We start from the raw sequence: 20,835 nt of genomic DNA on the forward strand, positions 1-20,835 counted from the left end.
TTTGCGAAAATAGTAATTCAACGATGAGGCCTGCGAGAGTTTCACCGGGCTTTGTTCATCTGGCCTTGGCATGCCACGGAAACAGATCGGCGGGCGTCAAAAGGCGCGGCATGATCTTCTGTTCGTAGAGTTCCTCGGCAAAGTCGGCGATCATCGCCTCGTTTTCGGCAAGCCCGCTGGCCCTCCAGGTCGGCGGTAAGTCGGCCGCGCAGCGGCGCAGCTCGTCGATCATCCAGGGCGTGGTGTCGGCGTATTTCTCACGCTTTTCCAGCCACAGACACTGGGACTCGTCGATCAGTTCGCTGAGTACATCCATGATCCAGGGATGCTCCCGGACGATGTCAGCCTTGAAGCCGATCAGATGCATGCCCGGGATATAGCCGACTTCGCGGAAATAAGTGACTTCAGCGGCGCGAAAATCATCCAGCACCTGGCGCAAGGGCGATTCCTGATGGAAGAAGCCCTTCGGCATGAAAGGCGTGAACACGGCGTCAAGCCCGCCATCCAGCAAAAGATCGACCATCGGACGCTCGCCGGGAGCAGGTTCGATGCGGCCGGGCCGTCCAAAACCATCGAGCCGGTCGACAATCGGGTGAGCCTCCGTCAGGCGCCCGGCATACCACATGGCATCCTCGACGCCGACGCCTTCCCGGCGCAACGCAGCACGGGTCCAGGTATTTCCTGAATCGCGCCAGCCGGTCACGCCGATGTTCTTACCGGCCAAATCGGACAGCTTGCGGATCGGACTGGCCTTGGCGGTGATAATGCAGCGATGGCGGAAGCCGCGCATGATGAAGTTCGGCATGCCAATGACCCGATCATCGCCGTCATGACGCATCTGCGAATAGCGGCTGAACGACATTTCCGCGGCGTCATGCGCTATGTCATCGGCAAGGCTGGAGACCAGAGTGCCCACACGATCCACTTTAATATCGAGACGGGAAGAGCTGACATCACCGAGCACAAGCGGTGTCATGTAATCCCAGTCTCTAAGGGCGATGCGAAGCGTCACAGGCATGCAAAAACTCACTGAAATGGCTCGACGAGGGGCAAATTAAATGTTCAAAATGGTAAGTACAAATGTTATTACGTTATTGAACATTTAAAGTGAGAAAAAAATGGGCGACGCGATCGAAGCCTCCTGGTTTGCCGAAAAAATAGCCGACCGAAGCATCAGGGGGATCGCTCTCGAAACGAGCGCGCTGATCCGTGCCGGTGTCCTGCCCATTGGGACGCGCCTGCCGGCGATCCGCGATATCGCTTACGAATTGCATGTCAGTCCGGCAACGATCTCCGAAGCCTGGAGCGAATTGCGGCGGCAGAAGATCATCAGCGGCCGGGGGCGCAACGGCACCTGGGTCAGCGGCGACCGCTTTGTCGCCAAGCCGGAGCGTCTCGCTAGCTCGGGAAATTATGCGGCAGGTGTGCTCGACCTCACCTTAGCTGGACCGGATGCAGCGCTTCTTCCTCGTCTCGCCGAAGCAATGGCCTATGGCGCGTCCGTTGATGACCTCAACAGCTATGAGCGCAGCCGGATCGTCCCTGAGTTGAAGGACGCCGTTTCAGAGCGATGGCCTTATGAGGCGGAAGCCTTTCTAGCTACCAATGGCGGTTACAACGCCGTCTATACGATATTGCATGCGCTGGTTTCCTCGGGTTCGTCGGTCGCGATCGAACATCCGACCGCGATGCGGCTGCTCGATATTCTGGAAGACCTCGGCGTAAAGATCATCCCTGTCGCCTGCGACGGCGAAGGCCCCTTGCCGGATTCGCTGCGCGACGCATTGCAGCAACGTCCGGCGGCTTTTCTATTCCAGCCGCGGCTGCATTCCGTGACCGGCGTTGCGGTCAGTTCATCCCGCCTCGGTCTGCTCGGAGATGTGCTGGAAGACAGCGATACGCTTATTATCGAGGATGACGGCGTCGGCGACGTGTCGGCGGCACCTCCGCAGTCGCTGGGCGGCCGATTTGCAGAGCGGACGATCCATATCCTCTCACTCTCGAAAAGCCTCGGCCCGGATCTGCGTCTTGCGGTTTTGTCGAGTTCCGCGCCGATCGTCGATCAGATCCAGTCTTACCGCTCCTTCAGCGCCGGCTGGACCAGCCGTATCCTGCAAGGTGCCACCGCCTGGCTACTGCGCGATCCGGCAACCTGGCGGCTCATCGCCGAGGCGCGCGAGATCTATCAGCAGAGGCGGGACGCTCTTGCCGTTGCGCTCGGCGAACGGGGCATAGCGATACCGCCAGGCCAGGGCCTGTGCCTCTGGGTGCCCGTCGTCTCCGAACCATTCGCGATGGTGACACTCGCCGCACGCAATATCGCCGTCAATCCAGGCAGCAAATTCTCGGTCCTGCCAAGCAGTCACATCCGTGTCGCGACCAGCACGCTCAGCGATCGCTGTGAGGAAGCCGCCGATGCGATCGCGCTTGCTCATACGCCGTGAAAGGCAGGACCGCAGCCCACCTCTCTGATCCCCAGTCATTCCACCTAAGTCCGGAAACTACTTTCCCTCAAGCCACTCCTGCAGCTCTGCCTCCGCCCGCTCCAGAGCGCTGTAGTTCAAAAGTTTGCGCAGGAAAGCGACCGTGACGGCGCGGGCGCGCAGATTGAAGCGGCCGTCCTCGTGGTCGTCGCCGGCGCTCTGGTAGACGTCGAGCTTGTCGTAGAGCTGCTGCAGGCGGTTCTGCACGCTGCGCAGCGAGAGACTCCGGCGTTTGGCGATGGCCCGGTCTGTGAGGCCGAGCGCGATATCGACGAGGATCTCGTATTCGGAATCGGTAAAGCCGTTCGTCTGGCCGAGGCTCTTCTGCTGCAGGCCCCGCACCTCGCGGTCGATGACGCACTGGCTCTCGATGAAGATCGAGCGCAGCGCAAGCTTCAGCCGCTCGTCGGAAGCGGATTTCAGCACGTAGCCATAGGCGGCGCCATCCGGCACGATGCGGGAGACGCCGCGCACATAGGCCTCGTCCGAGTAATTCGACCAGAACAGGATGCGGGTTTCCGGCCGCTCCTTCCAGATGGTGCGCGCCGCCTCGATGCCGTTGCGGTTGGCCATCTGCAGGTCCATGACGATATGCGCCGACTTGTGGTCGCGGGCGAGCTTCTCGCCGGCGGTTCCGTTCTCCGCCTCGATCACCGTGTCGCATTCCGGCAGGGCCGCGTTGACCGCCTCGTGCAGATAGGACCGGTGTAGCGGGTCGTCCTCGACGATCAGAACCTTCATGGTGCCCTTCTCCTCAGTTTGGCCCGCTCGGCGGGTCGTGCGGTGCGAGCGGTAGCACGACGCGCACCACAGTCCCGCGATTGTTGTGGCCGGGCCCGGTCGTGAAGCGCGCCGAAATCAGCCGCGCACGGGTCTTCATATTGTCGATGCCGCCGCCGATCCGTCCCCGCGCCTTGGCGAGCCCGGTCCCGTCGTCGGAGATTTCGATCGACAGCCGATCGTCGTCGGCCTCGAGCCGCACCGTGACGGCCAGCGGCGCGGCATGGCGCACCGCATTGTTGATCGCCTCCTGCGCGATCCGGAACAGCGCGACACTGACGGTCGGTTCCAGTCGCTCCAGCGCGCCGTGCGTCTCGTCGACAAGGCCCCATTCGATGCCCGATCCCGTGTCGCGGGTCGATCGGTCCAGATGATGCTCGATCGCCTGGGCGAGGCCGAAGAGCTGGAGCACGGAGGGTTTTGCCTGTTCGATGATCTGCCGCAGATCCTGCATGCAGTGCTGCAGGGAGCGGGAGATCGGTTCCAGCGTCTCGGGCGCCAGCTCGCCGTTGCGCGACAGCCGATCGATCCGGCGGGCGAGCCGCGTCAGGTCGGCGAGCGTCTGGTCGTGCAGGTCCATGCCGATGCGCTGGCGTTCCTGCTCCAGCGCTTCGGTAAGTTTCAGCGCACCTTGCCGTAAGCCCTCCTCGCGAGCGCGGGCCTCCGCCTCGACGATCGCCGAGCGTTGCGCCTGCTCGGCCGCCTGCAGCGCGAAGAAATAGGGCGTCAGCAGGTCGGCGATGATGCGGGCGCGTTCGATATCCTCCATCGTATAGACGCCCGCCCTGTGCGACGAACAGGAAAGCGCTGCGATGATCGTGCCCTGCACCTTCATGGGCACATGCAAGCGGCTTCTCAGCGACTGTTCGACGATCGGCCGCTTGAATGCGCCCTCGAAGTGGAAACGCGGATCGGTCATGGCGTCGTCCGCCAGCAGAAAATCAACCTCGCCCCGGAGCAGCGAGCGGATTGGGCTGTTGACAACAGGCGCGCCGGCCAGGCCGCCCCAGGCAGTCTCGATGCCCGTCTCATAGGCGGTGTGGTAGTTGCCGCCCTCGAGCAGCACGCAGACATCGAGATGGTCGTGCGGGATGATATGGGCGACCTCTGCCGCGACGGAACGGATAGCCGAGCGAAAGTCGAGCTGGCCCGCGAGCAGCCGGGAAATGCCGAGATAATGGTCGAACATGGCTGCGGGTACGAGATGCAGCATCGTCAGTTCCTCCCGAGACGGCGCCGGGCTCCTCAACCCGCCGCGACTCCTTCCCAGTAAGCGCCTGCGGGAGCGCCGCCGTCTTGCGTAAACCCGCAGCTTGTTGCGCAAAACCCGCAAACGGATTGCCGCCTTGCCCCTGTACAGGCCGATCGATCTCCCGCATCCTGCCCTTACTGAGAGGAGGAAGCTCAGTGCAAGAACAATTTTCACTCGGACCCGATTTGGCCGGCAGGAGTGAAGCGATCCGCCGACCGGCGCGATCATCAGGGAGGAAGACATGACAATCCGCAAGATGCTTCTGGCATCGGCCGCTATTGCTTGCGCCGCGATGCCCGTTTCCGCCTTTGCCGACACGTCGGCCAAGAAAATTGCCCTATCAAACAATTATGCCGGAAACTCCTGGCGCCAGGCCATGCTGACGAGCTGGGGCAAGGTGACGGGCGAAGCCGTGAAGGCCGGCACCGTTGCCGCAGCCGATCCTTTCACCACCGCCGAGAACCAGGCGACGGAACAGGCCGCGCAGATTCAGAACATGATCCTGCAGGGCTATGATGCGATCGTGCTCAACGCCGCCTCGCCGACGGCGCTGAACGGCGCGGTCAAGGAGGCCTGCGACGCCGGCATCACCGTTGTTTCCTTCGACGGCATCGTGACCGAACCCTGCGCCTGGCGCATCGCCGTCAACTTCAAGGAAATGGGTCGCAGTGAGGTCGAGTACTTGTCGAAAAAACTTCCCGACGGCGGCAACCTGCTCGAGATCCGCGGCCTTGCCGGTGTCTTCGTGGACGACGAGATCTCTGCCGGCATTCACGAGGGCGTCAAGCAGTTCCCGCAGTTCAAGATTGTCGGCTCCGTTCACGGAGACTGGGCGCAGGACGTGGCGCAGAAGGCTGTTGCCGGCATCCTGCCGAGCCTGCCCGACATCGTCGGCGTGGTGACGCAGGGCGGCGACGGTTACGGCGCCGCGCAGGCGATTGCCGCGACCGACCGGAAGATGCCGATCATCATCATGGGCAACCGCGAAGACGAGCTGAAGTGGTGGAAGGAGCAGAAGGACGCGAAGGGTTACGAGACCATGTCCGTCTCCATCGCGCCTGGCGTTTCCACGCTCGCTTTCTGGGTGGCCCAGCAGATCCTCGACGGCAAGGAAGTCAAGAAGGACCTCGTCGTGCCCTTCCTGCGCATCGACCAGGACAATCTCGAAACCAACCTCGCCAATACCCAGGCCGGCGGCGTCGCCAACGTGGAATACACGCAGGCAGACGCAATCAAGGTCATCGAGCAGGCAAAGTAATTCTCCCGGCGACTGCCGCGCGACTGCAGAAGGTCGCGCGGCATTTTTTGCAAGCAGGCATGGCGGGCAGCATGGATGACGTTTTGAATGCGGTGATCGCCGTCGATGGCGCCAAGGTGAGTTTCGGCGCAGTCAGGGCACTCGATGGCGTGACCCTTCGCGTCATGCCGGGAGAATGCGTCGGGCTTGTCGGGCACAATGGAGCCGGCAAATCCACCATCGTCAGCGTGATCAACGGCGGTCTCACACCGCACGAAGGAAGTGTGGCGAGCGACGGCGAACGGCTGGAGCGCTATGGCATCAACGCTGCGCGTGCCCGCGGTGTGCGCTGCGTCTTCCAGGAGCTTTCGCTCTGCCCCAACCTTTCGATCGTCGAAAACACGCGCATCATGCATCGCCATCTCGGTGGCTTCGGTTGGCGGAAGCGCGCCGCGAAAATCATCGAGACGAGTCTCGACGCCGTCTTTCCCGGCCACGGCATCGACAGAAGCCGGACCGTGGGAGATCTTTCTATCGCCGAACGGCAGATGGTCGAAATCGCCATGGCCTTTTCCGACGCCGGCATTGCGCCGAGGCTGGTGATCCTCGACGAACCGACCTCGTCGCTCGATGCAAGCCTTGCCCGGCAGATGCTCGACCATGTCCGCCGCTTCATCGCCACGGGCGGGTCCGTTATCTTCATCTCGCATATCCTGCACGAGATCCTCGAAACCGCCGACCGCATCATCGTCATGAAGGACGGTCGCGTCGTCGCCGAACGTCCGGCGCAGCGATTCGACCATTACGGCCTCGTGGAAGCGATGGGCACCGTTGCGAAGGAGGAGACCAAGCAGCGCTCGGGCCGTCAACAATCCACCGCTCCGCTCATTCTGTCCCATCAGGTGAAGGGCCTTTCCTTTGCGGCCCGCAAGGGGGAGATCATCGGACTGGCGGGTCTCGCGGGCCATGGGCAGACCGAGCTCCTGCTCGCGCTGCATGCCGCCCAGTCCGGCAATTGGCTGCCGGAGCGCGATCCGCGCGTCACCTTCGTCGCCGGCGACCGCCGTCTCAACGGTGTCTTCGAGCTGTGGAGCATCCTACGCAACTTCTCCATCGCCTCGCTCGGTGACCTGTCCCGGCGCGGCCTCATCCTCGCGGACGAAGAGCAGACGAAAGGCGCCGACTGGAAGCGGCGCATCGAGATTCGCACCCCCGATATGGACAACCGCATTCTGTCGCTTTCCGGCGGCAACCAACAGAAGGTGCTCTTTGCCCGCGCGCTTGCGACGCGCGCACCTGTCGTGCTGATGGATGATCCGATGCGCGGCGTCGACGTCGGCACCAAGCAGGAGGTCTACGCGATCATCCGCGAGGAAGCGGCGCGCGGCCGCACCTTCATCTGGTACTCGACGGAGATGGACGAGGTCCGCCTCTGCGACCGCGTCTACGTCTTCCGCGAAGGCCGCATCACGACCGAACTCGCCGGTGATGCCGTCAACGAGACGAATATCATCGCCGCCTCCTTCGAAGGGGTCGCCGCATGACGTTTCGGCTGTCGTCCGACGCCATGCGTCTTGCTATTCCCGCCCTGTCGCTGACGTTGCTGCTCGCCGCCGTCTTCTGGCTGCAGCCGCGCGCCATGAGCTATGTCGGGCTCAACCTGCTGTTCAACCTGGCTGTGCCGATCGCGCTTGCGACGATCGCTCAGATGATCGTGATGGCGGTGAACGATCTCGATCTCTCGATGGGCGCCTTCGTCAGCTTCGTCGCCTGCGTCACCGCGACCTTTCTGCGGGATGCTCCCGTGATCGGCGTGCTGATCCTTGCCGGCGCGATCGCCACCTATGCGGCGCTCGGCGTCGTCATCTATCTGCGCAACCTGCCCTCCATTGTCGTGACCCTCGGCATGAGCTTCGTCTGGGGCGGCCTTGCCGTATTGCTGCTGCCGGCACCGGGCGGGCAGGCGCCGGACTGGGTCCGCTGGCTGATGACAGTCAAGCCGCCGCTGGCGCCGATGGCGATCGTCGCCAGCATCGTCATCGCCGCCGTAGCCCATCTTCTCGTCATGCGCTCCTCGCTCGGCGTGCTGATGCGTGGCATCGGCGGCAACCAACGCTCGGTCGAGCGCGCCGGCTGGTCGATCGTCGGGGCGCGCGCGAGCGCCTATGGTCTTGCCGGCCTCTTCGCGGTGCTCGCCGGCATTGCCCTCGTCGGCCTGACCACCTCGGCTGATGCCAATATCGCGCTGCGCTACACGCTGCTGTCGATCGCCGGCGTGATCCTTGGCGGCGGCGAGTTCATCGGCGGCCGCGTCTCCCCGATCGGCGCCGTCATCGGCGCGCTGACACTGACGCTCGCCGGTTCGTTCCTGTCCTTCCTGCGCATCTCGCCGGACTGGCAGATCGGGGCTCAGGGCGCAATCCTGATCATCGTGCTGGCACTTCGCCTGATGCTGAATCGCCTGGAGAAGCGGGAGAAACGCCGATGACCCCGCTTCTGCGCCTGTTCGGCAAACCTTGGATCTGGTCGTGGCTTGCCGCCTTCATCGTCTGGTTCCTGACGATCATGGTGACGCTCGGCGCCAGCACGCTTGGCCTATCACAGGCAGCACTGACCTTCGCGGCCTTCTCGGTCATCGTCGGCATCGGCCAGATGTTCGTCATCACGCTCGGCCCCGGCAACATCGATCTCTCGGTGCCCGCCACCATGACGCTTGCCGGTACGGTGGCGTTGAAGCTGATGAATGTCGAAAACGGCATGATCTTGCCCGGGTTCCTAGTCGCCATCGTCATCGGCTTCGTCGTCGGCCTCGGCAACTATGCACTCATCAAGGCGCTGCGCATTCCGCCGATCATCGCCACGCTGTCCATGAGCTTCATCGTGCAGTCCGCGGCGATCTGGACGAACCGGGGACTGCGCATCAAGCCTCCGAGCGTGCTGGCGGAATTCACCACGTCGCACACGCTCGGCGTGCCGAACGTGGCGATCGTCGCACTCCTCATCTCGCTGCTGGCCTGGTTCCTGCTCGAGAAGACGATCTATGGGCGATGGATCTCGGCGATCGGCCAGAGCATGCCGGCCGCGCGCATGGCGGGCATACCGGTCGACGGCACGCGTTTTGTCACCTACCTTTTCTGCGCCGTGCTCGCTTCGGTCGCCGGCTATCTGCTCGCCTGCTTCTCGGGCGGCGCCGCACTCAACATGGGCTCGGAATATCTGCTGATGTCGATCGCCGTCGTCGTGATCGGCGGCACGGCGGTTGCCGGCGGCGATTCCAACGTGCCGGGCATCTGGGGCGCATCGCTCTTCATGTTCCTGGTCGTCTCCATGCTCAACACGTACGGGCTCGGCGCGGGTATCCGCCTGATCATGACCGGCCTCATCATCATCAGCGTCATCATGCTCGCCGGCGGTCGCCGAGCCGGCATGCGATAATTAGGAAGACCGCTATGGCCGAGGCCAGCATTTATGAAATCCACGACCCGCGCTTCCGGCAGATGATCGTAACCAGCGCCGGCCTCGACGAACTCTATTCCGGCTGCCGCTGGGCGGAGGGTCCCGTCTGGTTCAACGACGCGAACCAGCTGCTCTGGAGCGATATTCCCAACCAGCGCATGCTGCGTTGGACGCCCGAGAGCGGCGTTTCCGTCTATCGCCAACCGTCGAACTTCACCAACGGCCATACGCGCGACCGGCAGGGACGGCTGATCTCCTGCGAACATGGAACGCGCCGCGTCACCCGCACCGAGGTCGACGGCTCGATCACCGTGCTCGCCGACCGCTTCGAGGGCGGCAGGCTTAATTCGCCGAACGATGTGGTGGTGAAATCAGACGGCACGATCTGGTTCACCGATCCGACCTACGGCATCATGTCGGACTATGAAGGCTATCGCGCCGAGCCGGAGCAGGCGACCCGCAACGTCTACCGGCTCGATCCGATGACCGGCGCGCTTGCGGCGGTCGTCACGGATTTCACCCAACCGAACGGTCTCGCCTTCTCGCCCGACGAGACAATCCTCTATGTGGCGGATTCGGCCGCCAGCCATGACGAAAGCCTGCCGCGTCACATCCGCGCTTTCGACGTGGTCGATGTCAACAGGCTGACGAACGGCCGCGTCTTCTGCCTCATCGACAATGGCATCCCGGACGGCATCCGCACCGACGTCAACGGGAACCTATGGTCGAGTGCCGCCGATGGCGTGCATTGCTTCGACCCGGCAGGCAAACTAATCGGCAAGATCCGCGTACCCCAGACCGTCGCCAACCTCACCTTCGGCGGGCCTCAACGCAACCGGCTGTTTATCGCGGCGACGCGGTCGGTTTATTCGGTTTACGTTGCTGTGAGCGGGGCTCAGCTGCCGTGAGGTTGGTCGCCTTGAACAGGTTCGAACGAGCGGCCCCTTGGGAACAATAGAGCTGTTGAAAAGCCGGGGCCGTCGGGTGCAGCAATATCCGTTTCGAAAACCTTTAAAAACAAACCCGGTTCATTCGATTGCCGAAAAAAACGCCGGGATCTGTTGCTCGAAGAACTTTGAGAACGAGGCGATACGCGGCGGTAGTGCCTGATACGGGGGGTAATAGAGTGTCAGCCACAAGTCCGGCGGCGACCAGTCCGGCAGGACGTGGACAAGCCGTCCGGTCCGAAGATGCTCGGCCACATGGAACTTGGGTAGCATGGCGACCCCGGCGCCGTCGGCGGCCATGCTCGCCAGCACCTCTCCGCTATTGGCGCTGAATGCCCGGCCCGCAGAAAACGTGGCGCTACCACTGCCGTCCGACAGCGTCCAGGTTTCCCGCTTGCTGTCACCGCTGTAGGCCAGGCAATCGTCGGGAATGAGCTCGTTCGGATGCTTCATGTCGGCAAACCGGCTGCCCGGCGCTGCGACGAGGATACGGCGCACGACACTGATCTTGCGCCAGATCGTGAACTTGTCCGAGGGTGCCGCGGAAATGCGGATTGCCAGATCATAGTCGTCATCGATGATGTCAACGAGTCCATCCGCAAGCGAGATCTCGAAGCTGATCTTCGGGTAGCGTTCCTTGAATGCCGAAAGGATGGGCGGCAGGACCTGCCGGCCGAACCAGGTCGGCGCGCTGATTCGCAGGCGGCCATGATCCGCCTTGTGGGTATTCATCACGTCCTTGCGTGCGTTGTCCAACGCCTGCACCACCGGCTGTATCTGGGCGGCGAAGATCGCGCCGTCGGTCGTCAGCGATACCTGGCGCGTGGTCCGCACGAAGAGTTGCACGCCCAGGTCTTCTTCCAGGGCTGCGATCGCCCGCGTGACGGCTGCGGGGGTCATGTCGAGTTCGCGCGCGACCTGCGCGAAGTTCCGTTTCTCGGCGGCCAGCAGAAAGGTTCGCAGCAGCTTGTAGTCGTTCATTGATTATTTCATCCATGGCAATTCACTAACAATTATTATTGCAATTCCGACCGATGATCAACGGGCGTAGGTTTTCAATCACACCAGACAAACCAACGCCGCCGCGGAAGGGCAAGCATCATGATCAAGGATATCAAGGGACTGCATCATATCACGTCGATGGCATCGGATGCCCGCCAGAACAACGCATTCTTCACAGACACGCTCGGCCTGCGCCGCGTCAAGAAGACCGTGAATTTCGACGACCCCAACGTCTACCACCTCTATTACGGTGACGAGGCCGGCACCCCCGGCTCCGTCATGACCTACTTCCCTTTTCCCGACGTGATGCGCGGCCGCCCGGGCGTCGGCGAAGTCAGCGAAACACAGTTCGCGGTGCCCAAGGGCTCACTCTCCTTCTGGCAGGATCGCCTGTCGGCAAAGGGAGCCGGTAACCTGCATACCGACACTGCCTTCGGCGCTGCCCGCCTCCTGTTCAAAGGGCCGGACGGCGAAGGGTTTGCCCTTGTCGAAACGGAAAACGATGGCCGCAAGGCCTGGAATGGCGCCGGCATCGACGAAAGCGTCGGCATCCGCGGCTTCACCGGTGCCAAGTTCCGCCTGCATGACGCCGCTGCCACGTCCGAACTGCTCGGTTTCATGGGCTACCAGCGCGCTGAGACGGATGGCGATGTGACCCGCTTCATCATGCCCGGCGGCAATGGTGCCGATACGATCGACCTCGAGGTTCTTGCGAAAACGCCTTTCGCAAGGCAGGGCGCGGGTTCGGTGCATCACATCGCCTTCGCCGTCGAGAACCGCGCAAAGCAGCTCGAAGTTCGCAAGGCCCTGATGGATACAGGATACCAGGTGACACCTGTCATCGACCGCGATTACTTCTGGGCTATCTACTTCCGCACACCCGGCGGCGTCCTGTTCGAAATCGCCACGAACGAACCCGGTTTCGACCGCGACGAAGACACGGCACACCTCGGCGAGGTTTTGAAACTGCCGGCTCGTTACGAGCCCTATCGTGACCAGATCGAAGCCGGGCTAACACCGCTCGCCGCCTGAGGTCGCTTTCCAACAATAAGGCGGCATAACTTTCAAGACGTGCCGCCTTCCCTGCCCCATTACCTACCTTCAACCCAGTCAAAGGAAGACACGAGATGTCCAGCAAGCTTCAGGTCCTCACCCCGCAGAACAGTCAGATCATCTTTATCGACCAGCAGCCGCAGATGGCCTTCGGCGTCCAATCGATCGACCGCCAGGTCTTGAAGAACAACGTGGTCGCTCTTGCCAAGGCAGCCAGGATCTTCAACATCCCGACGACCATCACCACCGTCGAGACCGACAGCTTCTCGGGCAACACTTTCCCGGAACTGCTCGCTGTCGTCCCGGACAATGATATCCTTGAGCGCACGTCGATGAATTCCTGGGACGACCAGAACGTCCGCGACGCGCTTGCCAAGCAGGCTGCCGATGGCCGCAAGAAGATTGTCGTCGCCGGCCTCTGGACGGAGGTTTGCAACACGACCTTCGCACTCTCCTGCATGAACGACACCGACTATGAGATCTACATGGTTGCGGATGCTTCCGGCGGCACGTCCGTCGATGCGCACAAATATGCGATGGACCGCATGGTACAGGCCGGCGTCGTTCCGGTCACCTGGCAGCAGGTCCTGCTCGAATGGCAGCGCGACTGGGCTCGCAAGGAAACCTACGATGCGGTCACGTCGCTGGTGAAGGAGCATTCCGGCGCCTACGGCATGGGCATCGATTATGCTGTTACGCATGTCCACGGTGGTGCCGAACGCGTCAAGCACGGCAAGCGGATCGGCCCGAACCCTGCCAAGTAAACCGTCAATCACTCCGGCCGGCTGCGTCCTGCCGGAGTGATTTTCTTTCACCACGCGAGGTTCCCCCATGAAACTCTATCTTCTTTCACTTGGTGCCGGCCTGCTGGTGGGCGTGATCTACAGCCTGCTCAATGTCCGCTCGCCTGCCCCGCCTGTCGTCGCGCTCATCGGGCTGCTCGGCATCCTTGTCGGCGAGCAGCTCGTACCGCTGGCAAAGAGCATCTGGGCTCGAGAGGCTGTCGCCGTCTCCTGGTTTCATCAGGTCAAGCCGCACATGTTCGGTCACCTGCCGAAAGGTGGGGAAACCGTGGTGGCGGTGAACCCACCCCATCAAGATTTAACATCGGGGAAAAGCTGATGACGACGCGCCGCACATTCCTGGGCGCAGCATCGAGCCTCGCCTTTTCAAACTTGTTTTCACAGGCCGATGCCGCCGATCCCATCAAGACCGGAGACGCTTCCATGTATGCAGATATCGTTCTTCACAATGGATTGATCACGACGCTTGATCGCGCAAATCCGAACGCCACCGCAGTCGCCGTCAAGGACGGCCTATTCATGGACGTGGGTACCGACCGCGACGTCATGGTGCTCGCCGGACCGGATACGAAGATCGTCGATCTCAAGGGCAAGCGTGTACTGCCTGGTCTGATCGACAATCACACCCACGTTGTGCGGGGCGGTCTCAACTTCAACATGGAGCTCCGCTGGGACGGCGTCCGCTCGCTCGCCGATGCGATGGACATGCTCAGACGGCAAGTCGCCATCACGCCTGCCCCACAATGGGTGCGTGTCGTCGGCGGCTTCACCGAACACCAGTTCGCCGAAAAACGCCTGCCGACGATCGACGAGATCAATGCTATTGCACCCGATACGCCTGTCTTCCTGTTGCATCTCTATGACCGCGCACTACTCAACGGTGCCGCCCTTCGCGCCGTCGGCTATACCAAGGACACGCCGAACCCTCCGGGCGGCGAGATCACGCGCGACGCCAGTGGCAATCCGACGGGACTTTTGCTTGCCAAGCCGAATGCGGGCATTCTCTATTCGACTTTGTCAAAGGGCCCCAAGCTTCCGTTCGAATATCAAGTCAATTCCACCCGCCATTTCATGCGCGAACTCAACCGGCTGGGCATCACCGGCGTCATTGATGCCGGCGGCGGATTTCAGAATTACCCGGACGACTATGCGGTGATCCAGAAGCTTTCGGACGAGGACCAGCTTACGGTACGTCTGGCCTACAATCTCTTCACGCAGAAGCCGAAGGAAGAGAAGCAGGATTTCCTCAACTGGACGCAGTCGGTCAAATACAAGCAGGGTAACGACTATTTCCGCCACAACGGTGCGGGGGAGATGTTGGTCTTTTCCGCCGCCGACTTCGAAGACTTCCGTCAGCCCCGCCCGGACATGCCGCCGGAAATGGAAGGCGAACTGGAGGACGTCGTTCGGGTGTTGGCCGAAAACCGCTGGCCTTGGCGGCTTCACGCCACCTATGACGAAACGATCAGCCGCTCGCTCGATGTGTTCGAGAAGGTCAACAAGGATATCCCGCTCGAGGGCCTCAACTGGTTCTTCGACCATGCCGAGACGATTTCCGATCGCTCGATCGACCGGATCGCAGCGCTCGGTGGCGGCATCGCCACGCAGCACCGCATGGCCTATCAGGGCGAATATTTCGTCCAGCGATACGGCCACGGCGTTGCAGAAGCGACACCGCCGATCAGGCGCATGCTTGATAAGGGCATCAACGTCTCCGCCGGCACCGATGCGACGCGCGTCGCCTCCTATAACCCCTGGGTCTCGCTTTCATGGATGGTGACCGGCAAGACCGTTGGCGGCATGCAGCTCTATCCACGTGCCAACTGCCTCGACCGCGAGACGGCGCTGCGCATGTGGACCGAGAAGGTCACCTGGTTTTCCAACGAAGAAGGCAAGAAGGGCCGGATCGAAAAGGGCCAGTTCGCCGATCTCGTCGTGCCGGACAGGGACTTCTTCACCTGCGCAGAGGACGAGATCTCGTTTCTCACCTCGCAGTTGACCATGGTCGGCGGCAAGATCGTCTTCGGTGCGGGCGACTTCAAGTCTCTCGACGAGAACGACGTGCCTCCCGCCATGCCGGACTGGTCTCCCGCGCGCACGTTCGGCGGCTACGCTGCATGGGGCGAACCGCAGGGCGCAGGCATGAACTCGTTGCGCCGTACCGCGATCTCGACGTGCGGTTGCGCCAGTTCCTGCAACGTTCATGGTCACGACCACGCCGGTGCCTGGACATCGAAGCTGCCGATTGCCGATCTCAAGGGCTTCTTCGGTGCGCTTGGTTGTGCCTGCTGGGCCGTCTGACCCCGCGCGGTTAGCGACCACATTGAGTGGGCAGCGGCCTCCGCTGCCCAATTTGCTCTACCAGATCGTTTATTGCGACAATCGCAACTAAATCGAAATAATTAATGCAATTGCTGGAGGTAATCTTTCTGGCCAATATCGCTCCACTAACGGCAAACAAAGCCCCTTGTTTCGATCGACTACACGACAGGAGCAGACATGATTGATCATTTTTCGTCCACCCGCCACCGGGACTCGCTTCTTGCGCGGATCATCGCTGCACCAGCGACACGGTTCATCGCGCTGCTCGCTCTCTGCGCGGCCTATATCCAGGGGCCGCTCACCAAGCTCTTCGATTTCCAGGGCGCAATCGCTGAAATGAACCATTTCGGCCTGCGTCCCGCGGCACTCTTCGCAGTCACCGTTATCGCCTTCGAATTGGCGGCCTCGGCCATGGTGGTGTCGGGGATCCTTCGCTGGGCAGGAGCGCTGGCGCTCGCCGGGTTCACGCTCTTTGCCACCCTTATCGCCCTTCGTTTCTGGGAGCTGCCCCCAGGCATGGACCGCATGATGGCAACCAACGCTTTCTTCGAACATCTCGGGCTCGCTGGCGCTTTCATCATTGTCGCCGCAAATGATCTGACCAAGGGAGCTGGCAAATGAGCGCTACCAAATCCTCCGGGGGCAGCTTTGCTCCCCTTGCCCAGCCAGTCTTCGCAGTACTTTGGGCTGCAACCGTCCTCGGAAATACCGGCAGCTTCATGCGCGATGTCGCCAGTTCCTGGCTCATGACCGATCTATCGGCCTCCCCGGCCGCCGTCGCGCTGGTGCAGGCGGCCGGAACCCTGCCGATCTTCCTCCTGGCAATTCCTGCGGGCGTGCTCACCGATATTCTTGATCGTCGCAAGTTTCTGATTGCCGTGCAGATTTTGCTCGCGTCAGTCAGTGTAAGCCTGATGATCCTGGCAAATACCGGCATGCTTTCGGTCAGCGCGCTGATCGGCCTGACCTTCCTTGGCGGGATCGGCGCCGCGCTAATGGGGCCGACCTGGCAGGCGATCGTGCCGGAGCTGGTGAAGAGAGAGGACGTCAAGAGCGCCGTCGCGCTCAACTCGCTCGGCATCAATATCGCGCGGTCGATCGGACCGGCCGCCGGGGGACTTCTCCTTGCAGCCTTGGGTGCAGGCGTCACCTATGGCGCGGATGTTGCGAGCTATCTCGTCGTCATTGCGGCGCTCGTCTGGTGGCCGCGGGCAAAGAATGCAAATGATACGTTGGCTGAAGGCTTCTTCGGCGCGTTCCGTGCAGGCCTGCGCTACACCCGCGCCAGCAAGCCCTTGCATGTCGTACTTTTGCGCGCGGCGATCTTCTTTGCCTTCGCCAGCGCCATCTGGGCACTCCTGCCGCTCGTCGCCCGACAATTGCTCGGTGGTGACGCAGGCTTCTACGGTATCCTGCTTGGCGCCGTCGGCGCTGGCGCAATCGGCGGCGCATTGCTCATGCCTAAATTGCGCGAACGCTTTACTGCCGACGGCCTGCTGCTCGGTGCCGCTGTTATCACAGCACTCGTCATGGGCGCTTTGTCGTTCGCGCCGCCGAAATGGGTCGCCATCATTGTTCTGCTCTTTCTCGGAGCTGCGTGGATCACGGCCCTGACCACGCTGAATGGGGCAGCGCAGGCCGTGCTACCGAACTGGGTCCGCGGTCGCGGTCTGGCGGTCTATCTCACCGTCTTCAATGGCGCGATGACGGCAGGTAGTCTTGGCTGGGGTGCCGTTGGTGAAGCTGCTGGAGTGCCGGGAGCGCTGCTGATCGGCGCGGCGGGACTGCTCATCGCGGGCTTCATCATGCATCGCTTAAAGCTGCCGGCCGGCGACGCGGATATGGTGCCATCCAATCACTGGCCCGAACCCTTGGTCGCCGAGCCGGTAGCCCATGACCGTGGCCCGGTCCTGATCCTCATCGAATACCATGTCGAAAAACATCATCGCACAGCCTTCCTGCATGCGCTGGATGAGATGTCCCACGAGCGGCGGCGGGACGGGGCCTATGGATGGGGGGTGACCGAAGACTCCGCCGATCCGCAAAAGATCGTCGAATGGTTCATGGTCGAATCCTGGGCCGAGCATCTTCGCCAGCACAAACGGGTTTCAAATGCCGATGCTGATCTGCAAGGCCAGGTCCTCGCCTATCACTCGGGAACGGACAAACCGGTCGTGCGGCATTTCCTGACAATCAACCGGCCGGGAGCCGCCTAACAACGCGGGATAGCAGCATCCCCCCCTACCCTCGAATCATAGCCACTAAAGGATCACGGTACCGGAAAATGACCGAGAACATCCCCTCCATCACCCGCCGCAGCGCATTGCTTTCCGGAGCTGCCGCCGCAGCCACCATGGTACTTCCCACATCGTTTGGCCTAGCAGCCAACGCTGCTTCCACCACCACCTCAATCAAAGGAGACAATAGAATGGGCTATATCACCACCAAGGACGGCGTCGAAATCTTCTACAAGGATTGGGGTCCGAAGGATGCCCAGCCGATCGTCTTCCACCATGGCTGGCCGCTCTCCTCGGACGATTGGGATGCGCAGATGCTGTTCTTCCTGGCAAAGGGCTTCCGCGTCGTGGCACATGACCGCCGTGGCCACGGCCGTTCTGCTCAAGTTTCTGACGGTCACGACATGGACCACTATGCCGCCGATGCCTTCGCGGTCGTAGAAGCGCTCGATCTGAAGAACGCCGTTCATATCGGCCATTCGACTGGCGGCGGCGAAGTTGCTCGTTATGTTGCAAAATTTGGCCAGCCGGCCGGCCGCGTCGCCAAGGCCGTTCTGGTCTCCGCCGTTCCGCCGCTGATGCTGAAGACCCCAACAAATCCGGGCGGCCTGCCGATCGAAGTGTTCGATGGCATCCGCAAGGGCGTCGCCGAGAACCGCGCACAGCTCTTCGTCGATTTCCCCACGGGTCCGTTCTATGGTTTCAACCGTCCTGACGCCAAGGTCTATCCGGGCGTTATCCAGAATTGGTGGCGGCAGGGCATGATGGGCAGTGCGAAGGCCCATTACGATGGGATCAAGGCCTTTTCCGAGACGGACCAGACGGAAGACCTGAAGGCAATCGCCGTTCCGACCCTCGTCATGCACGGCGACGACGACCAGGTCGTGCCGATCGACAACGCGGGCAGGCTGTCCGTGAAGCTAGTCCAGAACGGCACTCTGAAAGTCTACAAGGGTTATCCGCACGGCATGCTGACAACCCACGCTGACGTCCTGAACGCCGACCTCTTGGCATTTATCCAAGCGTGATTGGACTGTCCGGGTGTGACTGCCTTCGCCGCACCCGGATCCGGCCGAACAAACCCGACGAAGCTGGCTGTCACCAGGACAGTCCTGAGCGGTCCGTTCCGAAGTTTAGCTCAAAGCCGAGCGGCGCTGCTTGACGGTTTTCTGTCAGTGTCGGTTACGCAAGCGCCAGTCTGCAGGAGGCACTCCGACGGCCTTCGTGAAGGTTGCGACGAATTCATTTTCCTCCGGAAACCCACACTCTGCAGCGATCCGGGCAATAGTTTCACCGGTTCTGCTCAGTTGCGATTGGGCTTTGCTCATTCGATATGACGCAATCCATTCCGAAACAGACTGCCCGGTCGTGCTCAGAAATCCGGAACAGAGCTCATCGACTGAAAACCCGCATGCTTCGGCGATCTTATCGACCGGAGTGCCGCCTGACAGGTTGGCAGCTATGTACGCCTTGATGCGCTTTTCCTGCAGCGGAGACAACTGACCGGTGCCCGAAAGGTGCTGGATGGGGGACCGCCCGTAACGATGCGCAAGATGGGCGCTTAACGCTAATCCGATATGAGGAAGCAGTGTGTCCCTGACCTCTTCCGGCATGTCGAACATCGGTATCAGCGCACCGCCGATATTGCGGACCACCTGATCGTTTATCCCGCGGCAGGTTGTCAGGTCATCAATACGCGGCTCGCCTGCTTCCTCAAAGAGCTCGATAAAAAGCGCGCTTGGGATATGAAACACGAGTGCTTCGAAGCAGCCACGAATCGAAATTGCGGCGCCATTCCTCAGACTGATGAGACACATAGAGCCTCTGGAATAGGTCTTCAGAGGTGTCCGTGTTCCGTCGGGCAGAACGTCGCGATGATCAACGTCGACGAGATAGAGCATGAGCAGAAAAGCGTCATCAGCCGGCAGGACGATTGTATGTTCGCCATTGCCATAGGAATGCTCGAGATGGACGACAGCCAGCTTGGCTTCGCAAAGGGGCCTGATTACCAGCGCCCTTGCGGCCGTAATCTCAAAACATGCCGCAATTCTCTCACTGACCGTCAACGCTTCACTCACATGTGTCTCGATCATCCTGGCTGGGGACTATATAGCCGTACCGACGAGATGCCGCGCTTCCAAATTTCCTACACAGGTTTCAAACGGCAATCTTGAACAAAAGGATCCTTGCGGAGCCGATTGAACAAATTGTCGTGAGGCAAGCATAGCGTGGGAAAGCTACCAAAACCGGTAGGTCCCGTGTTCGAGTGTCTAAAAATGAAAGAACTGCGTCGTGGTCCAAGTTCTCCCCCACCGCCACCAATCTTCCACTCGAAACTCGATCGACGGGTTCGGGTGCTCGTTGAAGCAGTTGTCGATCAACCAAAGCCTGCCTGGTTCAGACATTGATATCTTTCGGAAGGCGACAGCCAAAACTGAACTTGATCAGGTCATGACGCCGGCAAGCGATCGAGGTTTTGTCGTCGGGGTTTCCTCGCTCGGTGGCCACACGCGGCGCATCTTCCACGAACATCACGCGACAACCCACGACTTTGCCGAAAACTCGATTTATATCCGTGATCTCTCGGAACCGTACAAGGCAGACCTGGGCGGGCCCTTCGATTTCGTTTTGTTTGAAATCTCGCCAGCGTCTCTCATCAAAATTGCCGATGATGCAGAGATACCACGCGTGACCTCCCTGTCAGCCGAAATCGCATCGAAAGATGTCGTGCTTGCCAATCTTGCTCGGGCGCTGATTCCGGCACTCGAAAAACCGGAAGAAGCCAACGCGCTGTTCGTCGACCAGATGACGACAGCCATCGGCACCTATCTGCTCCAGCGCTACGGCGGCCAGCCCGTTAAAGTTTCCGATAGGTCGCAAAAGCTTTCCCGCTCACATGAGGATTTGGCGAAAAGTCTGCTTCGCGAAAACCTAGATGGCAACGTGTCAATTTCCGAGGTTGCAAAGCTCTGCGACCTTTCACGCGGATATTTCATTCGCGCATTTCGCGACACAACCGGCATGACGCCTTACCAGTGGCTTCTTCGTGAGCGAATAGACCGTGCCCGCGACCTCTTGCGGACCTCAAATGCTCCGCTCGCCGAAGTGGCCATCGCCTGCGGTTTTGCGGACCAAAGCCATTTCACGCGCGTCTTTGCAGGTATAGTCGGCACTACGCCTGGCAATTGGCGGCGTAACGCCTGATCCAGACAAGCCCTTGGTAAGGTTCTGCCCAATAGAGGGTCTTGACCCAATACGAACCG

General features: G+C 61.2%; 19 protein-coding genes. 14 read left to right on the forward strand and 5 right to left on the reverse strand.

Annotation, left to right across the window (positions count from 1 at the left end):
* Nucleotides 1-55: 55 nt before the first annotated feature.
* Nucleotides 56-1,018, reverse strand: a complete 963-nt coding sequence (locus G9X64_RS14160) for a substrate-binding domain-containing protein (protein ID WP_171376740.1) — start codon at nt 1,016-1,018, stop codon at nt 56-58.
* A gap of 100 nt (nt 1,019-1,118) precedes the next feature.
* Here G9X64_RS14160 and G9X64_RS14165 point away from each other — a divergent pair, with 100 nt between their 5' ends.
* Nucleotides 1,119-2,444: an aminotransferase-like domain-containing protein gene (locus G9X64_RS14165; protein ID WP_168315783.1), complete on the forward strand. Its 1,326-nt coding sequence runs from the start codon at nt 1,119-1,121 to the stop codon at nt 2,442-2,444.
* A 57-nt stretch (nt 2,445-2,501) separates the two neighbouring features.
* On the opposite strand, the gene G9X64_RS14170 is transcribed toward G9X64_RS14165, so the two are convergent.
* Nucleotides 2,502-3,224, reverse strand: a complete 723-nt coding sequence (locus G9X64_RS14170; RefSeq protein WP_094088061.1) for a response regulator transcription factor — start codon at nt 3,222-3,224, stop codon at nt 2,502-2,504.
* A 13-nt stretch (nt 3,225-3,237) separates the two neighbouring features.
* Nucleotides 3,238-4,476, reverse strand: coding sequence for a GAF domain-containing sensor histidine kinase (locus tag G9X64_RS14175; protein ID WP_168308998.1), 1,239 nt, complete (start codon nt 4,474-4,476; stop codon nt 3,238-3,240).
* Between the two features lie 280 nt (nt 4,477-4,756).
* On the opposite strand from G9X64_RS14175, the gene G9X64_RS14180 reads away from it, so the two are divergent.
* From G9X64_RS14180 to G9X64_RS14200, 5 genes are all read left to right on the forward strand, one after another.
* Nucleotides 4,757-5,773: an ABC transporter substrate-binding protein gene (locus G9X64_RS14180; protein ID WP_168308997.1), complete on the forward strand. Its 1,017-nt coding sequence runs from the start codon at nt 4,757-4,759 to the stop codon at nt 5,771-5,773.
* 71 nt (nt 5,774-5,844) lie between these two features.
* On the forward strand, nt 5,845-7,296 hold the full coding sequence (locus G9X64_RS14185; RefSeq protein WP_168308996.1) for a sugar ABC transporter ATP-binding protein: 1,452 nt from the start codon (nt 5,845-5,847) through the stop codon (nt 7,294-7,296).
* Nucleotides 7,293-8,240 (forward strand): ABC transporter permease, encoded by a 948-nt coding sequence (locus G9X64_RS14190; protein ID WP_168308995.1) that lies wholly within the window; start codon nt 7,293-7,295, stop codon nt 8,238-8,240. The genes G9X64_RS14185 and G9X64_RS14190 overlap by 4 nt, the downstream gene beginning before the upstream one ends.
* On the forward strand, nt 8,237-9,187 hold the full coding sequence (locus G9X64_RS14195) for an ABC transporter permease (RefSeq protein WP_168308994.1): 951 nt from the start codon (nt 8,237-8,239) through the stop codon (nt 9,185-9,187). The genes G9X64_RS14190 and G9X64_RS14195 overlap by 4 nt, the downstream gene beginning before the upstream one ends.
* 14 nt (nt 9,188-9,201) lie before the next feature.
* Complete coding sequence (locus tag G9X64_RS14200; RefSeq protein ID WP_168315785.1) at nt 9,202-10,116, forward strand: SMP-30/gluconolactonase/LRE family protein; 915 nt, start codon at nt 9,202-9,204, stop codon at nt 10,114-10,116.
* Between the two features lie 120 nt (nt 10,117-10,236).
* On the opposite strand, the gene G9X64_RS14205 is transcribed toward G9X64_RS14200, so the two are convergent.
* A complete protein-coding gene (locus tag G9X64_RS14205) occupies nt 10,237-11,136 on the reverse strand; it encodes a LysR family transcriptional regulator (protein ID WP_171376741.1) in 900 nt (299 codons plus the stop codon).
* 120 nt (nt 11,137-11,256) lie between these two features.
* Here G9X64_RS14205 and G9X64_RS14210 point away from each other — a divergent pair, with 120 nt between their 5' ends.
* The 7 genes from G9X64_RS14210 (at nt 11,257) to G9X64_RS14240 (ending at nt 18,600) form a co-directional block, all read left to right on the forward strand.
* Nucleotides 11,257-12,189, forward strand: coding sequence for a VOC family protein (locus G9X64_RS14210; protein WP_171376742.1), 933 nt, complete (start codon nt 11,257-11,259; stop codon nt 12,187-12,189).
* A 95-nt stretch (nt 12,190-12,284) separates the two neighbouring features.
* Complete coding sequence (locus G9X64_RS14215; protein ID WP_168308990.1) at nt 12,285-12,974, forward strand: hydrolase; 690 nt, start codon at nt 12,285-12,287, stop codon at nt 12,972-12,974.
* A 67-nt stretch (nt 12,975-13,041) separates the two neighbouring features.
* Nucleotides 13,042-13,332 carry a XapX domain-containing protein gene (locus tag G9X64_RS14220; RefSeq protein WP_168308989.1) on the forward strand — a complete coding sequence of 97 codons (291 nt, stop codon included), beginning with the start codon at nt 13,042-13,044 and terminating at the stop codon, nt 13,330-13,332.
* On the forward strand, nt 13,332-15,314 hold the full coding sequence (locus tag G9X64_RS14225; protein WP_171376743.1) for an amidohydrolase: 1,983 nt from the start codon (nt 13,332-13,334) through the stop codon (nt 15,312-15,314). The genes G9X64_RS14220 and G9X64_RS14225 overlap by 1 nt, the downstream gene beginning before the upstream one ends.
* A 198-nt stretch (nt 15,315-15,512) precedes the next feature.
* The gene (locus G9X64_RS14230) at nt 15,513-15,956 is read left to right on the forward strand and encodes a DoxX family protein (RefSeq protein WP_168308987.1); all 444 of its coding nucleotides are present in this window, start codon (nt 15,513-15,515) and stop codon (nt 15,954-15,956) included.
* The gene (locus G9X64_RS14235; protein ID WP_168315789.1) at nt 15,953-17,551 is read left to right on the forward strand and encodes an MFS transporter; all 1,599 of its coding nucleotides are present in this window, start codon (nt 15,953-15,955) and stop codon (nt 17,549-17,551) included. The genes G9X64_RS14230 and G9X64_RS14235 overlap by 4 nt, the downstream gene beginning before the upstream one ends.
* A 212-nt stretch (nt 17,552-17,763) precedes the next feature.
* Nucleotides 17,764-18,600: an alpha/beta fold hydrolase gene (locus tag G9X64_RS14240; RefSeq protein WP_376766395.1), complete on the forward strand. Its 837-nt coding sequence runs from the start codon at nt 17,764-17,766 to the stop codon at nt 18,598-18,600.
* Between the two features lie 144 nt (nt 18,601-18,744).
* Here G9X64_RS14240 and G9X64_RS14245 read toward each other — a convergent pair whose 3' ends face one another.
* On the reverse strand, nt 18,745-19,650 hold the full coding sequence (locus tag G9X64_RS14245; protein ID WP_312864039.1) for a helix-turn-helix transcriptional regulator: 906 nt from the start codon (nt 19,648-19,650) through the stop codon (nt 18,745-18,747).
* Nucleotides 19,651-19,942: 292 nt separating this feature from the next.
* Here G9X64_RS14245 and G9X64_RS14250 point away from each other — a divergent pair, with 292 nt between their 5' ends.
* Nucleotides 19,943-20,776: an AraC family transcriptional regulator gene (locus tag G9X64_RS14250; RefSeq protein ID WP_171376876.1), complete on the forward strand. Its 834-nt coding sequence runs from the start codon at nt 19,943-19,945 to the stop codon at nt 20,774-20,776.
* The last annotated feature ends 59 nt before the right edge of the window (nt 20,777-20,835 follow it).

This window comes from Rhizobium sophorae (assembly GCF_013087515.1).
Lineage (GTDB): Bacteria > Pseudomonadota > Alphaproteobacteria > Rhizobiales > Rhizobiaceae > Rhizobium > Rhizobium sophorae.

Coding starts and splice junctions, on each gene's coding strand:
- G9X64_RS14160 (WP_171376740.1), bottom strand. CDS start 1,018: ATGCCTGTGACGCTTCGCATCGCCCTTAGAGACTGGGATTACATGACA.
- G9X64_RS14165 (WP_168315783.1), top strand. CDS start 1,119: ATGGGCGACGCGATCGAAGCCTCCTGGTTTGCCGAAAAAATAGCCGAC.
- G9X64_RS14170 (WP_094088061.1), bottom strand. CDS start 3,224: ATGAAGGTTCTGATCGTCGAGGACGACCCGCTACACCGGTCCTATCTG.
- G9X64_RS14175 (WP_168308998.1), bottom strand. CDS start 4,476: ATGCTGCATCTCGTACCCGCAGCCATGTTCGACCATTATCTCGGCATT.
- G9X64_RS14180 (WP_168308997.1), top strand. CDS start 4,757: ATGACAATCCGCAAGATGCTTCTGGCATCGGCCGCTATTGCTTGCGCC.
- G9X64_RS14185 (WP_168308996.1), top strand. CDS start 5,845: ATGGATGACGTTTTGAATGCGGTGATCGCCGTCGATGGCGCCAAGGTG.
- G9X64_RS14190 (WP_168308995.1), top strand. CDS start 7,293: ATGACGTTTCGGCTGTCGTCCGACGCCATGCGTCTTGCTATTCCCGCC.
- G9X64_RS14195 (WP_168308994.1), top strand. CDS start 8,237: ATGACCCCGCTTCTGCGCCTGTTCGGCAAACCTTGGATCTGGTCGTGG.
- G9X64_RS14200 (WP_168315785.1), top strand. CDS start 9,202: ATGGCCGAGGCCAGCATTTATGAAATCCACGACCCGCGCTTCCGGCAG.
- G9X64_RS14205 (WP_171376741.1), bottom strand. CDS start 11,136: ATGAACGACTACAAGCTGCTGCGAACCTTTCTGCTGGCCGCCGAGAAA.
- G9X64_RS14210 (WP_171376742.1), top strand. CDS start 11,257: ATGATCAAGGATATCAAGGGACTGCATCATATCACGTCGATGGCATCG.
- G9X64_RS14215 (WP_168308990.1), top strand. CDS start 12,285: ATGTCCAGCAAGCTTCAGGTCCTCACCCCGCAGAACAGTCAGATCATC.
- G9X64_RS14220 (WP_168308989.1), top strand. CDS start 13,042: ATGAAACTCTATCTTCTTTCACTTGGTGCCGGCCTGCTGGTGGGCGTG.
- G9X64_RS14225 (WP_171376743.1), top strand. CDS start 13,332: ATGACGACGCGCCGCACATTCCTGGGCGCAGCATCGAGCCTCGCCTTT.
- G9X64_RS14230 (WP_168308987.1), top strand. CDS start 15,513: ATGATTGATCATTTTTCGTCCACCCGCCACCGGGACTCGCTTCTTGCG.
- G9X64_RS14235 (WP_168315789.1), top strand. CDS start 15,953: ATGAGCGCTACCAAATCCTCCGGGGGCAGCTTTGCTCCCCTTGCCCAG.
- G9X64_RS14240 (WP_376766395.1), top strand. CDS start 17,764: ATGGGCTATATCACCACCAAGGACGGCGTCGAAATCTTCTACAAGGAT.